Genomic DNA, 14,904 nt, shown 5'->3' on the forward strand with positions numbered 1-14,904 from the left:
GTAGGTGACCGCCTTCTCGTCGGTCAACAACAGGTGGTGCGGGGTGACCTCGGCGGTGACCTGAACGCCACGGGCCTTGGCCTGCCGCAGCACGCCGACGCTGCCGGCGGTGGAGACGTGGCAGATGTGCAGGCGGCTCCCCACGTGCTCGGCGAGCAGCACGTCCCGGGCGATGATCGCCTCCTCGGCGACCGCCGGCCAACCGGTCAGGCCGAGGCGGGTGGAGATCTCCCCCTCGTGCATCTGGGCACCCTCGGTCAGCCGTGGCTCCTCGGCGTGCTGGGCGACGATGCCGTCGAACGCCTTCACGTACTCCAGGGCCCGGCGCATCAGCCGCGGGTCGGCGACGCAGTGTCCGTCGTCGGAGAAGATCCGGACCCGGGCGGCGGAGTCGGCCATCGTGCCCAACTCGGCCAGGCGCTCGCCGGCCAGCCCGACCGTGACGGCACCGATCGGCTGCACGTCCACGAGCCCGGCCTCCCGGCCCAGCCGCCAGACCTGCTCCACCACCCCGGCGGTGTCGGCGACCGGCGAGGTGTTCGCCATCGCGCAGACCGCCGTGTAGCCACCGAGCGCCGCGGCCCGAGAGCCGGTCTCGACGGTCTCGGCGTCTTCCCGGCCGGGCTCGCGCAGGTGGGTGTGCAGGTCCACCAGGCCGGGCAGGGCGACCAGGCCGGTGCCGTCCACCGCGACCGCGCCGGGGGCCGTCAGCCCCGCGCCGGTCTCGGCCACGACGCCGTCGCGGATCAGCAGGTCGGTCGGCGCGGCGCCGAGGACGCTCACGTTGGTGATCAGGTACGTGGTCACCGGTTGTTCCCTCCGAGCAGCAGGTAGAGGACGGCCATCCGGACGGAGACGCCGTTGGCGACCTGTTCGACAATGGTGGAGCGGGGCGAGTCGGCCACCTCGGAGGTGATCTCCATGCCCCGGTTCATCGGGCCGGGGTGCATCACGATCGCGTGCTCCGGCAGCCGCCGCATCCGCGAGCCGTCCAGGCCGTAACGGCGGGCGTACTCACGGGCGGAGGGAAAGTAGGAGTCGTTCATGCGTTCCCGCTGCACCCGCAGCATCATGACCACGTCCGACTGCGGCAGCACCGAGTCCAGGTCGTAGCAGACGGCGGCGCCGGGCGCGAGGGCCGCGGCGATGTCCACCGGGATCAGCGGGGGCGGGCCGACGAGGGTGACCTTGGCGCCGAGGGTGGAGAGCAGCAGGACGTTGGAGCGCGCCACCCGGCTGTGCAGCACGTCACCGACGACCGCCACCGACAGACCGGCGAGCCGGCCCAGCCGGGATCTCATCGTGTACGCGTCGAGTAGCGCCTGGGTGGGGTGCTCGTGCGTACCGTCGCCGGCGTTGACGACCGAGCCGTCAACCCAGTCGGCCAGCTGGTACGGCGCGCCGGAGGCGGGGTGCCGGACGACGACGGCGTCGGCACCCATCGCCTGGAGGGTGAGAGCGGTGTCCTTGAGGCTCTCGCCCTTGGCGACGCTGGACCCCTTGACCGAAAAGTTGATCACGTCGGCGCTGAGCCGCTTGGCGGCGGCCTCGAAGGAGATCCGGGTCCGGGTGGAGTCCTCGTAGAAGAGGTTCACCACGGTCCGACCGCGCAGCGCCGGCAGCTTCTTGACCTCCCGCCCGGCCACGGTCGCCATCTCGGCGGCGGTGTCCAGGATCTCAAGGGCGGTGCCAGCGTCCAGGTCGGCGCTGGAGAGCAGGTGACGGATCATGCGCTGAGCTTCCTTCCGGTCGCGACCAGCAGGCGGCGCGGCGTCGCGCCCCGCGGGCTCACCGGTCACCGCCGTAGAGTCGGACCTCGTCCACGCCGTCGGGATCGGCCAGGGTGACCCGGACACTCTCCGCGAGGGCGGTCGGGATGTTCTTCCCCACGTAGTCGGCCCGGATGGGCAGCTCCCGGTGGCCGCGATCGACCAGGACGGCGAGCTGGACCGAGGCTGGCCGGCCGACGTCGTTCAGCGCGTCGAGTGCCGCCCGCACGGTTCGGCCGGAGAAGAGGACATCGTCGACGAGGATGACCCGCCGGCCGTCGATGCCGCCGGCGGGAACGTCGGTGGGGCCGACGGCGCGGGTACCGTGCTGGCGCAGATCGTCCCGGTAGAGGGTGATGTCGAGCACACCGACCGGGACGTCCACCCCCTCGAAGGCGCTGATCCGGGCGGCGAGCCGCCGGGCGAGTGGTGCGCCCCGGGTGGGGATACCGAGCAGGACGGTCTGTTGGGCGCCCTGGGTCTTCTCGAGGATCTGGTGGGCGATGCGGTCCACCACGCGCTGCACGTCGGCGCTGGTGAGTATCACCTTCACCGAGGGTTGTCGGGTGGTCGGCGAGTGGGCAGCCGGTGGGTACGCCACGGCGGACCTCCTTCCCCGCCTCACGGGACGGGTCGTTAAAGGATGTCGGAGTGACCGGCGCGGACCGCGAACGGACCGGACCGGGGCTTCGGGCAACGTTACCAGTGGTCACCGTCTCGACTGTCGGCGGCCGAGGGCCCGGCCACAGAACGGCGAAACTGGGACAACTCCCCCACGATGTAACGGGAAAGTTCACGACCACTTGACCGGCTGTCGCAATCCCCGTACCGTCACGCTCCGTAGCGATCGACGGGAGAACCCCGAGCAGCACTGGGAGTGTCCGAATGCCCTCTGAGTACGCCAAGTCGCTGGGCGCCCGCCTGCGCTCCATTCGCCAGCAGCAGGGCCTGTCCCTGCAGGGCGTAGAGGAAAAGTCCAACGGACGGTGGAAGGCCGTCGTGGTTGGCTCGTACGAGCGCGGTGACCGAGCCGTCACCGTGTCCCGCCTCGCCGAGCTGGCCGACTTCTACCGTGTTCCCGTCTCCGAGCTACTGCCCGACGGCAGTGGCGTCCGCCACGAGCCCACCAGCAAGATCGTGCTGGACCTCGAGCGGCTCTACGACGAGGCCTCGGAGGACCTCGCCTACGTCGCCCGGTACGCCCGCGCGATCCAGCAGCAGCGCGGCGACTACAACGGCCGGGTGCTGTCGATCCGCGCCGACGACCTGCGCGCCCTGGCGATCGTCTACGACGCCTCGCCATCGGGCCTGATCGAGCGGCTGAACGAGCACGGCGTCCTCGTCGCCGACCCGCGGGCGTTCTTCGCCTCCTGAGTGGTGCCACCCGAAAAGGGCCCGTGCCGATCGGCACGGGCCCTTTTCGCCTATCCGGTCACACTGCCGGCCGGCCAGCTCACTTTCGAGCCAGTGCCCCCCGCGGGGGCGGCTACCGGGTGGCGTACTCCGCGATCCGGCCGAGGATGCCGTTGAGGAACCGCGGTGAATCGTCGGTCGACATCTGCCGGGCCAGCTCCACCGCCTCGCTGATCGCCACCGCGTCGTCGATCTCGTCCACGTAGAGCAGCTCGTAGACCGCGATCCGGGCGAGGTTCCGATCAACGGTCGGCATCCGGTCCAGCGTCCACCCCTCGGCGTAGCTGGCGATCAGCTCGTCAACCCGGTCCAGGTGGGCAGCGACCCCCTCGACCAGGCCGACCGCGTATCCCAGATGCTCCGGTCGGGGCTTCTCGATCCGCTCCACGTAGCCGGCGAGCACCTCCACCGGTGGACGGCCCCGCAGGTCCGCCTCGAAGAGCACGTCCAGCGCCCGTTTGCGCGCCTTGCGACGCGCCGGCATCTGCTGCTTGGGCCCCTCGGCCATCAGGCTCGGCCGAGGTAACGGCCGTCGCGGGTGTCGACCTTGATCTTCTCGCCGGTGGTGATGAAGAGCGGCACCTGCACGGTCGCGCCGGTCTCGACCGTGGCCGGCTTGCTGCCGCCGGTCGAACGGTCTCCCTGGAGACCCGGCTCGGTGTATGTGATCTCCAGCACCACGCTGGTGGGCAGCTCCACGTAGAGCGGCACCCCCTCGTGGGTGGCGACCGTCGCCTCGGCCTCGGGCAGCAGGTAGTTCGCTGCCTCGCCGACCGTGTCGCCGAGCACATTGATCTGGTCGAACGTCTCCAGGTCCATGAAGACGAAGTCCTCGCCGTCGGCGTACAGGTACTGCATCGTACGCTTGTCGACGGTCGCGGTCTCGACCTTGGTGCCCGCATTGAAGGTCTTGTCGACCACCTTGCCGGAGAGCACGTTCTTCAGCGTGGTGCGCACGAACGCACCACCCTTTCCGGGCTTGACGTGCTGGAACTCGACGACGGCCCAGAGCTCACCGTCGAGGTTGAGTACCATGCCGTTTTTCAGGTCGTTGGTGGTGGCCATTTCCTGCCTTGATCATAAGGTGGCGGACAGACCCGGCAAGTCTACTAGGCCGCATTTGGCGGGGCTCGCCCGAGCAAGCCGCGGCCCCGCCGATGATCAGCGGGCCCGGGCCGCCAGATGGTGCAGAGCCAGGCGGTAGCCGTCCACGCCCAGCCCACAGATCACCCCGGTCGCCACCGCCGAGACCACCGAGTGGTGCCGGAACGCCTCCCGGGCATGAATGTTGGAGAGGTGCACCTCGACCAACGGGGCCCGCAGCAAGGCACAGGCGTCCCGTACCGCGACCGAGTAGTGCGACCAGGCGGCGGGGTTGAGCACCACACAGGCGCCCAGGTCCGCAGCCTCGTGCAGCCAGCCGAGCAGCTCGTGCTCGGCGTCGGTCTGCCGGACGAGCACCTCCAGCCCCAACTCCCGCCCGGTCTGTTGACACAGCTCGACCAGGTCGGCGTAGGTGGTGGTGCCGTAGACCTCCGGTTGCCGAGTGCCCAGACGGCCCAGATTGGGCCCGTTCAGCACGTACACCCTCATTCGGCGATCTCCTGGTAGGCGGCGTGCAGCAACTCGTCGGAGGGCGCCGCGAGAATCGTCGGGCGGGCGAGGCCGGCCAACACCACGAAGCGCAGGATGCTGCCCCGCGCCTTCTTGTCCACCCGCATCGTGGCGAGCAGGTCCGGCCAGGCCTCCGCCCGATATCCGGTGGGCAGGCCGAGCGCGCCCAGCACCGCCCGGTGCCGCTGCACGGTCTGCGCGTCCAGCCGGCCTTCCAGCTGGGCCAGGGTCGCCGCGTAGACCAGCCCCACCGCGACCGCGTGACCGTGCCGCCAGCGGTAGTCCTCCACCTTCTCGATGGCGTGCGCCAGGGTGTGCCCGTAGTTCAGTATCTCCCGGGCCCCCGACTCACGAAGGTCACCCGCAACGACCTGCGCCTTGACCCGAATCGCCCGCTCGATCAACTCCCGGAGCACCGGCCCCGCCGGGTCAACGGCGACCGCGGGCTCCCGCTCGACCAGGTCAAGGATCACCGGGTCGGCGATGAAGCCGCACTTGACCACCTCGGCCATCCCCGCGGCCAGGTCGACCGGGGAGAGGCTGTCCAGCGCCGTCAGGTCGCAGATCACCCCGACCGGCGGGTGGAAGGCGCCGACCAGGTTCTTGCCGGCGGAGGTGTTGATACCGGTCTTGCCGCCCACCGCCGCGTCCACCATGCCCAACAGCGACGTCGCCACCGGCACCCAGCGCACCCCGCGCAGCCAGCAGGCCGCGACGAAACCAGCCAGGTCGGTAACCGCGCCCCCGCCCACCCCAACGACGGCGTCGGCGCGGGTGAAGCCCGCCGTACCGAGCCGTTCCCAACAGCTGGCGGCGACGTCGATGTGCTTGCCCGCCTCCGCGTCCGGCACCTCAACCAGCAGCGGCGTCGCGCCGGCCGCCCGGGTCCGCTCCGCCAGCTGCTCGGCCCGGCCCTGCATCGGCGGCGCGTACAGCACGGCCAGCCGCTCCGCGCCCGGCAGCAACCGCGGCAGGTCCGGCAGGTCGCGCCGCCCCACCAACACGTCGTACGGCTGGTCACCGCCAACTGCGATCCGGGTAATCTCGTCCATCGGGCGCAGCCTAACCGAGCTGGCCGTGCCGTTGGCGGCGACGGTCGACGCGTCCCGGGACCCGGAACGGGACCGGACCGGACCGGACCGGACCGGACCGGACCGGAAGTGGACCCGGAACCGTTGGCCGCCCGGCAGGCCGGGCGCCCGTCAGGCGGGGAGCAGCGCGGCGATCTCGGACGCGAGCTGCTCCGGTGTCCGGCCGTCGGTCACCACCGTCGCCGTCGCCACCGCCGCGTAGTGCGGCCGACGCTGCTCCAGCAGGTGTTTGAGGGTGGCCCGCGGGTTGACCGCGAGCAGGGGTCGCCCCGCGCCCAGCCCGACCCGGCGTACCGCGTCGGGCAACTCCACCGACAGGTACACGACGGTGTGCCCCACCAGCGCGGCCCGCGTCTGCTCGGCGAGCACCGCGCCACCGCCGAGGGCGAGCACCCCGGTGGCAGCCACGAGCGCCGTCGCCACCGCCGCCCGTTCGAGGGTACGGAAGTGCGCCTCCCCCTCGTCGATGAAGATCTCCGAGATCGGCTTGCCCGCCGTCGCCTCGATGTCCAGGTCGGTGTCCCGGAACTCCACCCCCAGCAGCTCGGCGAGGGCTCGCCCGACGGTGGTCTTGCCCGAGCCGGGCGGGCCCACCAACACACAGACCGGCGCCATCAGCGGACCACCAGCGCGTCGAGGTAGCCGGCGAGGTTGCGGCGCTGCTCGGCCACCGAGTCGCCGCCGAACTTCTCCACCGCCGCCTCGGCCAGCACCAGCGCCACCATCGCCTCGGCGACGACTCCCGCGGCCGGCACCGCGCACACGTCCGAGCGTTGGTTGATCGCGGTGGCGGGCTCACCGGAGGTGACATCCACCGTCGACAGCGCGCGGTTCAGGGAGGAGATCGGCTTCATCGCGGCCCGCACCCGCAGCGGCTCACCGGTGGTGATGCCCCCCTCCAGGCCACCGGCCCGGTCGGTGACCCGCCGGACCCCGGCCGCGGTGGGAATGATCTCGTCGTGCGCGACGGAGCCCCGGGAACGCGCCTGCTGCCAGCCGTCGCCGATCTCCACCCCCTTGATGGCCTGAATGGACATCAGCGCGGTGGCCAGCCGGGCGTCCAGCTTCCGGTCCCACTGCACGTGGCTGCCGAGCCCCGGGGGCACCCCGTACGCCAGCACCTCGACCACGCCGCCGAGCGTGTCGGCGTCCTTCTTCGCGGCGTCGACCTCGGCGACCATCCGGCGACTCGCCTCCGGGTCCAGACACCGCAGCGGGTCGGCGTCGATCCGCTCGGCGTCAGCCGGGCTGGGTCGCAGCCCCGGCTTCGTCGCGACCGACCCAAGCTCCACGACGTGCGAGACGACCTCGATGCCCAGCGACTGCCGGAGCAGGGCCTTGGCGACGGTGCCGACGGCGACCCGGGCCGCTGTCTCCCGGGCGCTGGCCCGTTCGAGGATCGGGCGGGCGTCGGTGTGCCCGTACTTCTGCATGCCGGCCAAGTCGGCGTGCCCCGGTCGGGGACGGGCCAGCGGCGCGTTACGGGCCTGCCCGGCCAGCTCCGCCGGGTCGACCGGGTCCGCGGCCATCACCGTGCGCCACTTGGGCCACTCGGAGTTGCCGACCCGGATCGCCACCGGACTGCCCAGGGTCACCCCGTGCCGCAGCCCACCGATGATCTCGATCTCGTCCTGTTCGAACGCCATCCGGGCACCACGGCCGTAGCCGAGGCGACGCCGGGCGAGCTCTCCGGCGATCTCCCCGGTGGTCACCTCGACCCCGGCCGGGACCCCCTCGAGCAACGCGACCAGGGCGGGACCGTGTGATTCCCCTGCAGTCAACCAGCGCAACACAACGATCAGTCTGGCACGCCCGGTGGCCGCCAGGTGCCACACCCGGCCCGTCCCGCCCTGCGGACACGAGTGTCCGTTGGACGGTCACGATCACCCCGTTGGGAGCGAATCCGTACGATCATGGCGGGCTCCCGGAAGTCTGGTCGGCGACGACGTGGTTTCGACCCACCCGGAGGCCCCGGTGCTGCTCCTCGCGTTCGCAGCCGTGCTGCTGCTGGCCGTCCTGCTGTCCAGCCTCGCGCACCGCAGCATCCTCTCCACCGCCGTGGTCTTCCTCCTCGCCGGCGTCCTGCTCGGCCCGGACACCACCGGTGTCCTGGAGATCACCGCCGACAGCGAGATCGTCGCCGGGCTCGCGGAGCTGGCGCTCTTCACCGTGCTCTTCACCGACGGCATGCGGGTCGGCTTCGCCGACCTACGCGCGGCGTGGCGGCTACCCGGGCGGGCGCTCGGCTGGGGGCTGCCGCTGACGCTGGGGATCACCGCGGTGCTGGCGCACTACGTGGCCGGACTCGACTGGCCGGAGGCACTGCTGATCGGGGCGGTGCTCGCCCCCACCGACCCGGTCTTCGCCGCCGCCCTGGTCGGCAACGTGGGCGTTCCGCGCCGGCTGCGGCACCTGCTCAACGTCGAATCCGGCATCAACGACGGCCTCGCGTTGCCGTTCGTCATCCTCTTCCTGACGGTCGTCGAGGGCTCCGACGACCTGCACCTCGACGAGCTGGGGACCGAGCTGCTCCTGGGCCTGGTGATCGGGGTGGCGGTGCCGTGGCTGGCCCTGCAGTTGGAGAAGGGGCGGTTCTTCTCCGCCTCCACCAAGTACGAGCCCCTCAACGGTGTGGCGATCGGCCTGCTGGTCCTCGCGCTGGGGCTGATCACCCACGCCAACCTGTTCCTCGCCGCGTTCGCCGCCGGCATCACCGTGGCCACCTTCGGCGAGCGACAGCGTGAGAGCTTCGAACACTTCGGCGAGCTGATCGCCGAACTGTTCAAACTCGCCGCCCTGCTGGTGTTCGGTGCCCTGATCTCGGTGAAGTTCCTCAGTGAAATCAACTGGACCGGCTGGCTCTTCGCGGTGTTGGCCATCGTGGTGGCCCGCCCACTCGCGCTCGCGGTGTCGTTCCTCGGTTCAAAGCTGAGCCGCACCGAGCAGTTCGCCGCCATGTGGTTCGGCCCGAAGGGTTTCGCCTCGGTGGTCTACGGTCTGCTGGTGCTCCAGGCCGGGATCACCGCGGGAGACGAGGTGTTCCACCTGGTGGCGCTGACCGTCGTCCTGTCGATCCTGGCGCACTCGTCCACCGATGTCCTGGTCGCCCGGATCTTCGACCCGGCGATGACCCCCCAGTGGTCAGAACGACTGCGGGCGGCCTCGGCCGATCACCGAGAACACCCCGGCGACGGCGCTCAGCCGCCGCCGTAGGCCGCTCCCGACCCGTCGGGAGGGGTCGCCGGAGGTGGGAGCCGGTCAGGCAGCCCGGGACAGGGACCGCATCGCGCCAAGGTATCTCGACGTTATGACATCCTGCGCGAACCGCCCCAGCGGCCCAGCTATTCGAGCAGTCAAGGAATCCGGCCGCGAGAAGGCTCGCACCTCGAAAAATGACCGCCCAGCCCCGTCCCGACGTACCAGAAACGCCTCCTCGCCACACTCCGGATGCCCCGAGAGCGTACCGTAGGCAAATCCAGCACGATCTTTTTCGTCAATCGTAAAGACAATACGGCAGGGAGCCTGCACCAGCAGCCCTCGCCACCCGACCCTCAGCCGAAAGTCCACCCCCGGCTCCGGTCTCAGCTCTGGGCGATCAATGCTGATCCCAGCCCGCCGGTGCATACGCCACCGAAGCAAGGCCTGAACAGCCCGGTCAAAGACCCGAACATCCGCACCCAGAAATGCGATGCGATGGACGTGTCGATAGCCGGAGGGAAGAACGCCCGCTGACGCACCAACCTCCGGATAGGTTAGCTCACCCCACCCCACAGCCACCCCAAAATAAGGTCGCGCTTTCTTTGGTCACTCCCGCGCTGCACGGATAACACCACGACCCAAACTTCCCGGCCCTGACGAAACAGGCGCCGGTCACGCCGACGACAACCCTCGAATCGCAATCAACGATTTGGTGAGGCCCAGTAGCTGCTCGTTACGGCTACCCGCGTCCGGAAAGAGATAACGCAGCTCCGCTCGACCGATCAATTCGGTCGTCAGGACCTGCCGCATGGCCGCCTCGTACGACTTGCCCGGCGTGTAGGCCAGGGGCCATTTCCGCGCCACCACCACCCGCGCCGACACCGGCAGGAACTGCATGGCGGGAGCCACCCAGTGCGGCTCTACCGGAAAGTACCGGTACGGGGTCTGCACCCAGTACGCCGGGGCCAGCTCACGGACCGCCTCCGCCATCCGACGACGACGTTCGTACCCGCCGACATGCTCCAGGACGCTGTTGCTGAACACCAGGTCGTACCGGCGGCCAAAAAACCGCTTCGGCAGTTCGCAGGCGTCGGCCTGATCGGCCTCAGCCCAAGCTGGCAGCTCCGTCGGCAACGGCTCCAGATTCACCACGTGCACGTGCGCGGGTCGGACCGGCACCGTCGCCCAGCTCTCCACCCGTCCACCAAGATCAAGCACATTCATCTCGGCGAGGTCGGGAAACGTGTCGGAGAGCCAGGCCGCCCGGCGCCCTCCGTTTGGCACCCACCGAGGAAGGTGAGTCCACCAAACGAAATCTCAACGAGTGAAATGTCATCGAACGGGCTCCTTACCTGCTGCGCCGCCGGGATTGCTACTCTCGCGGCTCGTACGGATGAATGGGGTGGTCTGCGGCCCTAGATGCCTCGGCCGCGCTTGTGCAGCGTGCGCAGCACCGCGTCCGCCCGGACCACCCGCCCCGCCACCGCGAGCGCCAGGTACGCCCGTGGCTCCCGCGGATTGCCGCGGAGGGTACGGCGGGCCCAGCGCAGCGCGCCCCGGCGGTCACCGGACGCGGCACGGGCGAAGGCGATCTGCCCCGCCACCCGTGCCGCACCGGCCGGCTGGGTGCCGAACTCCGGGTAGCGTTCGAGCAGCCACTGCAACGCCTCCGAGATGGTGTCCCAGCGCTGCGCGAAATACGACCGTTTGTGCCAACGCACCAGCACCAGCGGGGTGCGCAGATTGACCAACGGTGCGCTGCGGGCCGCCCGTAGCAGGAACTCGTAGTCCTCTGCGTAGCTGCCCGGAATCTCCTCGTCGACCAGTCCGAAGCCGTCGTGGAACGCGGTGGCGCGGATGAGGAACGTCGACGGGTGCAGCTCGGTCATCCGGTCCCGCAGCAGGTCCGCGAGAGTGATCCGATCCCGGGACAGCGACCGGTCGACGGTGTGTCCGTCGTAGCTCACCCGGATGCCACACGAGACGAACTCGGCGCCCGGAGTGGTGGTGAGCGCCTCGACCTGCGCCGCCAGCTTGCCGGGCAGCCACTCGTCGTCATCGTCGCAGAAGGCGATCACATCGCCGGTGGCAGCCAGGGTGCCGGTGTTGCGGGCACCCGCGAGGCCGGGCGTCCGGCCGTTCTCGGTGACCCGGACCGGCCGGCCCGGTCGGGACAGCTCGGTCAGGATCGGATCCGGCTCCGAACGGTCGTACACGACGACCACCTCGAGCTCACCCGGATAGTCCTGGTCCAGGATGGCGCGGACCGCGGCCCGCAGCAACTCCGGGCGGTCCCGGGTGGGCACCACCGCACTCACCCTCGGCAGTGCGGTAAGCCCTGGCAATTCGGTCATCCTCGCGCTCCACTCCGCGGGGACCGTGACCACGGCCGCCACCATCCCCGCCGCCCGTTCGCCGCGACCACCAGATCCTCCACAATCTCCCCGACCCGGGCCACAGCGGCCTCCCGCTCCCGGGCCGAATCGGGGTCCGCCCGGACGACGAACCGGGACGGCTCGACCAGGCCAGCGGTGAGTTCCGCCACGAACGCCGCTCGGGTCTCGCACACCACCACCAGGCCGGCCGCTCCGAGCCGACGCGCGAACCGCAGTTGGTGATCGTCCACGTGCTCGCCGTGGGACGGATCCCGGGGGACCACGATCGGCACCCGGCCAAGCCGACGGGCCTCCAGAATCGTGGCCGGGCCGCCGTGACAGATCACGAGGTCGGCCGTGGAGATCGCCGTCTGGAGCTTGTCGTGCCCCAGAAAGGCCACCGCGCCGGGAACCTCGGCCGCTCCGGTGTGACCGTGCTGGACGGTCAGGACCACGCGGTCGGTGACGGTGGGTTGCCAGCTCCGAAGCCAGTCGACCAGCCGGTCAAACGGGTGCTTGTCGGTACCGACGACGACCAACACCTGCACCCGACCGACACCAGACCGGTTCCGTTGCCGGGGGACGTGGCTGGGCTCGGACCCCACCGGCGCCGCGACTCGCTCCGTACTCACCGCATCCCCCCCTCTACCCGGGCTGACGAAACCTGGCATCACGCGTCGGCGCTCCACCACACCCTCCACGTTCACAGCAGCGGCCCCACCACAGTGGCCTCCGGGTAGTGCCGGCGTTGCTCCTCCCACTGCACGAGCATCGCGGAGAGAAACGGGCGGCACAGGCGCGCGGTCAGGGTCGGGGTGTCGATCCGGTCGTACACCTCGACGTAGACCGTGGGAATGCGCCGCAGCCAGGCGAGGACCACGAACGGCACCGCAACCCCGGCTCCGGTCGTCACCACCGCGGCGACCCGGTGCCGCCGCAGTACCCGTACCGCCAGCACCGCGTTGCGCACCAGGTTGGGCACGCTGCGGGTGGTCGGGTGGTACGCCGCGACGACCTGTTCCCCGGCGAGCTGGGAGAGTGCGTCCGGGGTGTCGAAGGTTACCCAGCAGCGACGCCAGCGCTCGTACCAGGAACGCAGCGCCAGCAGCTGGGCCAGATGCCCACCGCTTGATCCGACAAGCAGCAGGACCGGGGAGTCACCGCGACCCCTGGGGTACGTCTCCATGCGAGCCTCACCGTCCGCTTCCTTCGGCCTCGATCGATGGCCTGCGAAAGCAGACCACGGATCGCGCCGTGGGGGCATCGGGAAACCGGACGGTCACCGGTGGTCCCGCTGCACGAGGAGCTCCAGCAGAGCGGGGTGTAGCGCGGGGTTCCAGCCCGCACCGGCGTTGGCCAGCCGCCAGGTCCGCAACCACAGCTCCAGCAGGTACGCGTCAGCGACCAGGCGCTGCCCAGCCCGGTTCAGGCCGAGCGCGTCGCCGTACCGTCGGAGTTGGAGATCAACAGCGTCGGCCGCGACGGCGACGGAGGAACCCCGCAGCACCAGGGCCCGCTGGAACGCGTCGTGCGCCAGGTCGAAGCCGACCGGGACATCCGGGGCGCTGTGCTCCCAGTCCCAGGCGACCAGCCGGCCGGCGTGTCGGCCCAGGTTCCACGGAACCCAGTCGCCATGCCAGTGCCCGAACTCGACCCGGGTCTCCCCGTGCCGCGAGGCGAGCCCCGCCGCCGCCACGACCGCCCCGGGATCGGCCGGCATCGTGGCGACCGCCCGGTGCGCGGTCCGGGTGAGCCGGGCCAGGAAGCTCGATCCGGCCAGTGGCCGGGGCCGGGCGGGCGGGCCACCCCGGCGAGCCACCGCGAGCACCGCGGCGACCTCGGGATCGGCGGTGGTGGACAGCCCACGGACCGTCGGCGGCAGCGGCTGTACCAACGCGACCGACCGCCCCGCCCACCGAAGCTCGGCCAGGAGCCGCGGCGCCACCGGGTGGTCCGGCACCCGGGCCAGCCCGGGGAGTTCCCGCAGGGCCGCCGCCTCGGCGGTCACCAGGGCCCGGGTGGCGTCGTTCCAGCCAATCTTCGCGAAGCCGAGCGGGCGGCCACTGGGGGCGAACAGTTGCAGGGTCGGCTTGTGGTTCGGATCCGGCGGTCGCACCCCACACGCCGCGTACGCGGCTCCCCCGCCCAGCAGGGCGGCGAGTCGGTGGCTGAGCAGCGCCTCCTCCGCGGCGACCGCGTCGGGCAGCGACACGGTCAGGACCGGGAACCGGGCCAGTTCCAGCCCACCGAGCCGGGCGAGCCCACCGAGAACCGCCCGCACCGCCCGGACCCGGGGCGGTCGCAGCGCGTTGTACGCCAGCAGCGACGCCGCCGTTGCCCGCGGGGAGCCCAACGGCAGCAGAAACCGGGCCCGCCGCACCGAGGGCACAATCGCGTACCGCGCCACCGCCCGGTGCCCGGGCGGCAGCCGGCCGGCCACGGTGAGCCCGACCTGCTCGGCACCGAAGACCGCCCGGGTGACCCAACCCAACCCGTCGGTACGGGTCCGCGGGTCGGCGGAGGCGGTGGCCGGACCGGTCATCAGGCCTCACCCGGCCAGTCGAGGTCCATTCCGAGCCGCTGCCGCAGCGCCTCGTTGTAGGGGTGGTAGTAGGCGGTCAGCTCCGCCTGAACCGCCGGGTCCAGCGGCGCGGAGCGGCGGTCGTTGTAAACCCGGAAGCTCGCGAGGTCGTACGCCGGCAGCCCGAGGAAGGACAGGGTACGGCGGTACGTCGACCGGGCGTCTCGATAGAGGTCCTCGCTGCGCAGGAAGAGGAACTGCGTGCGGTCGAACCGGTCCAGCCACGGCTGGAGGTGCTCGAGGTAGCGGCCCCGGGCCCGGTAGCTGTACCAGTCGTACGCCTCGCTGACGTACTCCGGCTCGGCCACCAGCCGCTCCCGCTCCCCCCGGGTGCGCTCCGGCTCGGCACCGAGGGCGGCGGCGAAGTCCAGCGGCTCGATGCCGTGGGTACGCCGCTCCTTCCAGTGCGAGTAGGCCCGCTGCACCGGATCGCGCAGCAGCACCACCAGCTTGACCGCGGGCATCAGCGCGGCGACCCGCTCGGCGGCGAGCGGGTGGAACATGTACAGCGGGGCGGCCTCACCGGCCCGGACCGGGCCGCCGTGCCGCCGCTGTAGCGCCGCCCGCTGGCGCCGGGTCGGGAAGTGCGACCGGTACCACGCCTCGCCCCGCCGCCAGTGCTCCTCGAAGTAGTGGGTGGACTTCGTGTTCCAGGCCGGGAAGAGCCGCGGCACCAGCGGATGCTGGATCAGATAGTTCCACAGTGACGTGGTGCCGCCCCGCTTGGTGCCGATGACCAGGAAGTCCGGCAGTGGCCGCCGGTCACTGGTCTGCACGCCGTAGCTGACGAGAGACTCCCGCACCCGCTCGGTCACCTGGTTCGGCACGATTCGCTTCACCTGGTCCCGCATCGCCGACACGAC

Annotated in this window: 17 protein-coding genes and 1 pseudogene; 2 read left to right on the forward strand and 16 right to left on the reverse strand. The window is 71.0% G+C overall.

Features of this window, described 5'->3' with window-relative positions:
• The 3 genes from H0524_RS14770 to pyrR form a co-directional block, all read right to left on the reverse strand.
• Nucleotides 1-807 (reverse strand): dihydroorotase (locus H0524_RS14770; protein ID WP_180199156.1); only part of this gene is annotated, 807 nt, incomplete at its 3' end.
• A complete protein-coding gene (locus H0524_RS14775) occupies nucleotides 804-1,730 on the reverse strand; it encodes an aspartate carbamoyltransferase catalytic subunit (RefSeq protein WP_018725670.1) in 927 nt (308 codons plus the stop codon). The genes H0524_RS14775 and H0524_RS14770, both read right to left, overlap by 4 nt.
• Before the next feature lie 58 nt (nucleotides 1,731-1,788).
• Complete coding sequence (gene pyrR / locus H0524_RS14780) at nucleotides 1,789-2,370, reverse strand: bifunctional pyr operon transcriptional regulator/uracil phosphoribosyltransferase PyrR (protein ID WP_180199157.1); 582 nt, start codon at nucleotides 2,368-2,370, stop codon at nucleotides 1,789-1,791.
• 284 nt (nucleotides 2,371-2,654) lie between these two features.
• On the opposite strand from pyrR, the gene H0524_RS14785 reads away from it, so the two are divergent.
• Entirely contained in the window at nucleotides 2,655-3,143 is a 489-nt protein-coding gene (locus tag H0524_RS14785; protein WP_011905744.1) for a transcriptional regulator, read from the forward strand.
• A gap of 112 nt (nucleotides 3,144-3,255) precedes the next feature.
• Here the strand turns inward: H0524_RS14785 and nusB are convergent, their stop codons facing one another.
• The 6 genes from nusB to aroC all read right to left on the reverse strand — a co-directional run bounded on the left by nusB (nucleotide 3,256) and on the right by aroC (nucleotide 7,680).
• Complete coding sequence (gene nusB / locus H0524_RS14790) at nucleotides 3,256-3,666, reverse strand: transcription antitermination factor NusB (protein WP_180199258.1); 411 nt, start codon at nucleotides 3,664-3,666, stop codon at nucleotides 3,256-3,258.
• A 23-nt stretch (nucleotides 3,667-3,689) separates the two neighbouring features.
• Nucleotides 3,690-4,247, reverse strand: coding sequence for an elongation factor P (gene efp, locus H0524_RS14795; protein WP_011905742.1), 558 nt, complete (start codon nucleotides 4,245-4,247; stop codon nucleotides 3,690-3,692).
• 96 nt (nucleotides 4,248-4,343) lie between these two features.
• Complete coding sequence (gene aroQ / locus H0524_RS14800; protein WP_180199158.1) at nucleotides 4,344-4,775, reverse strand: type II 3-dehydroquinate dehydratase; 432 nt, start codon at nucleotides 4,773-4,775, stop codon at nucleotides 4,344-4,346.
• A complete protein-coding gene (aroB, locus tag H0524_RS14805; protein WP_180199159.1) occupies nucleotides 4,772-5,848 on the reverse strand; it encodes a 3-dehydroquinate synthase in 1,077 nt (358 codons plus the stop codon). The genes aroQ and aroB overlap by 4 nt, the downstream gene beginning before the upstream one ends.
• Before the next feature lie 150 nt (nucleotides 5,849-5,998).
• The gene (locus H0524_RS14810; protein ID WP_180199160.1) at nucleotides 5,999-6,502 is read right to left on the reverse strand and encodes a shikimate kinase; all 504 of its coding nucleotides are present in this window, start codon (nucleotides 6,500-6,502) and stop codon (nucleotides 5,999-6,001) included.
• The gene (aroC, locus tag H0524_RS14815) at nucleotides 6,502-7,680 is read right to left on the reverse strand and encodes a chorismate synthase (RefSeq protein ID WP_180199161.1); all 1,179 of its coding nucleotides are present in this window, start codon (nucleotides 7,678-7,680) and stop codon (nucleotides 6,502-6,504) included. Before aroC ends, H0524_RS14810 begins: the two co-directional genes overlap by 1 nt.
• Before the next feature lie 154 nt (nucleotides 7,681-7,834).
• On the opposite strand from aroC, the gene H0524_RS14820 reads away from it, so the two are divergent.
• A complete protein-coding gene (locus H0524_RS14820) occupies nucleotides 7,835-9,100 on the forward strand; it encodes a sodium:proton antiporter (RefSeq protein ID WP_180199162.1) in 1,266 nt (421 codons plus the stop codon).
• 45 nt (nucleotides 9,101-9,145) lie between these two features.
• On the opposite strand, the gene H0524_RS14825 is transcribed toward H0524_RS14820, so the two are convergent.
• The 7 genes and pseudogenes from H0524_RS14825 to H0524_RS14855 form a co-directional block, all read right to left on the reverse strand.
• Nucleotides 9,146-9,664, reverse strand: a complete 519-nt coding sequence (locus tag H0524_RS14825; protein WP_309225111.1) for a DUF1990 domain-containing protein — start codon at nucleotides 9,662-9,664, stop codon at nucleotides 9,146-9,148.
• Nucleotides 9,665-9,757: 93 nt separating this feature from the next.
• Nucleotides 9,758-10,421: pseudogene (locus tag H0524_RS14830) on the reverse strand (class I SAM-dependent methyltransferase).
• Nucleotides 10,422-10,500: 79 nt separating this feature from the next.
• Nucleotides 10,501-11,439 carry a glycosyltransferase family 2 protein gene (locus H0524_RS14835; RefSeq protein WP_255435966.1) on the reverse strand — a complete coding sequence of 313 codons (939 nt, stop codon included), beginning with the start codon at nucleotides 11,437-11,439 and terminating at the stop codon, nucleotides 10,501-10,503.
• Complete coding sequence (locus H0524_RS14840; RefSeq protein WP_180199260.1) at nucleotides 11,436-12,002, reverse strand: glycosyltransferase; 567 nt, start codon at nucleotides 12,000-12,002, stop codon at nucleotides 11,436-11,438. Before H0524_RS14840 ends, H0524_RS14835 begins: the two co-directional genes overlap by 4 nt.
• Before the next feature lie 161 nt (nucleotides 12,003-12,163).
• Entirely contained in the window at nucleotides 12,164-12,646 is a 483-nt protein-coding gene (locus tag H0524_RS14845) for a UDP-N-acetylglucosamine--LPS N-acetylglucosamine transferase (RefSeq protein WP_180199165.1), read from the reverse strand.
• A 93-nt stretch (nucleotides 12,647-12,739) separates the two neighbouring features.
• Entirely contained in the window at nucleotides 12,740-14,002 is a 1,263-nt protein-coding gene (locus H0524_RS14850) for a hypothetical protein (protein ID WP_180199166.1), read from the reverse strand.
• Complete coding sequence (locus H0524_RS14855; RefSeq protein WP_180199261.1) at nucleotides 14,002-14,901, reverse strand: sulfotransferase domain-containing protein; 900 nt, start codon at nucleotides 14,899-14,901, stop codon at nucleotides 14,002-14,004. The genes H0524_RS14850 and H0524_RS14855 overlap by 1 nt, the downstream gene beginning before the upstream one ends.
• Nucleotides 14,902-14,904 lie beyond the last annotated feature (3 nt).

This window comes from Salinispora sp. H7-4 (assembly GCF_013416675.1).
In the GTDB taxonomy this organism is placed as follows: Bacteria; Actinomycetota; Actinomycetes; order Mycobacteriales; family Micromonosporaceae; genus Micromonospora; species Micromonospora vitiensis.

What these genes read in the sequence shown, in the direction of transcription:
- H0524_RS14835 (WP_255435966.1), bottom strand. Translation starts at nt 11,439, where the DNA reads ATGACCGAATTGCCAGGGCTTACCGCACTGCCGAGGGTGAGTGCGGTG.
- H0524_RS14850 (WP_180199166.1), bottom strand. Translation starts at nt 14,002, where the DNA reads ATGACCGGTCCGGCCACCGCCTCCGCCGACCCGCGGACCCGTACCGAC.
- H0524_RS14785 (WP_011905744.1), top strand. Translation starts at nt 2,655, where the DNA reads ATGCCCTCTGAGTACGCCAAGTCGCTGGGCGCCCGCCTGCGCTCCATT.
- aroB (WP_180199159.1), bottom strand. Translation starts at nt 5,848, where the DNA reads ATGGACGAGATTACCCGGATCGCAGTTGGCGGTGACCAGCCGTACGAC.
- efp (WP_011905742.1), bottom strand. Translation starts at nt 4,247, where the DNA reads ATGGCCACCACCAACGACCTGAAAAACGGCATGGTACTCAACCTCGAC.
- nusB (WP_180199258.1), bottom strand. Translation starts at nt 3,666, where the DNA reads ATGCCGGCGCGTCGCAAGGCGCGCAAACGGGCGCTGGACGTGCTCTTC.
- H0524_RS14775 (WP_018725670.1), bottom strand. Translation starts at nt 1,730, where the DNA reads ATGATCCGTCACCTGCTCTCCAGCGCCGACCTGGACGCTGGCACCGCC.
- H0524_RS14845 (WP_180199165.1), bottom strand. Translation starts at nt 12,646, where the DNA reads ATGGAGACGTACCCCAGGGGTCGCGGTGACTCCCCGGTCCTGCTGCTT.
- aroQ (WP_180199158.1), bottom strand. Translation starts at nt 4,775, where the DNA reads ATGAGGGTGTACGTGCTGAACGGGCCCAATCTGGGCCGTCTGGGCACT.
- H0524_RS14810 (WP_180199160.1), bottom strand. Translation starts at nt 6,502, where the DNA reads ATGGCGCCGGTCTGTGTGTTGGTGGGCCCGCCCGGCTCGGGCAAGACC.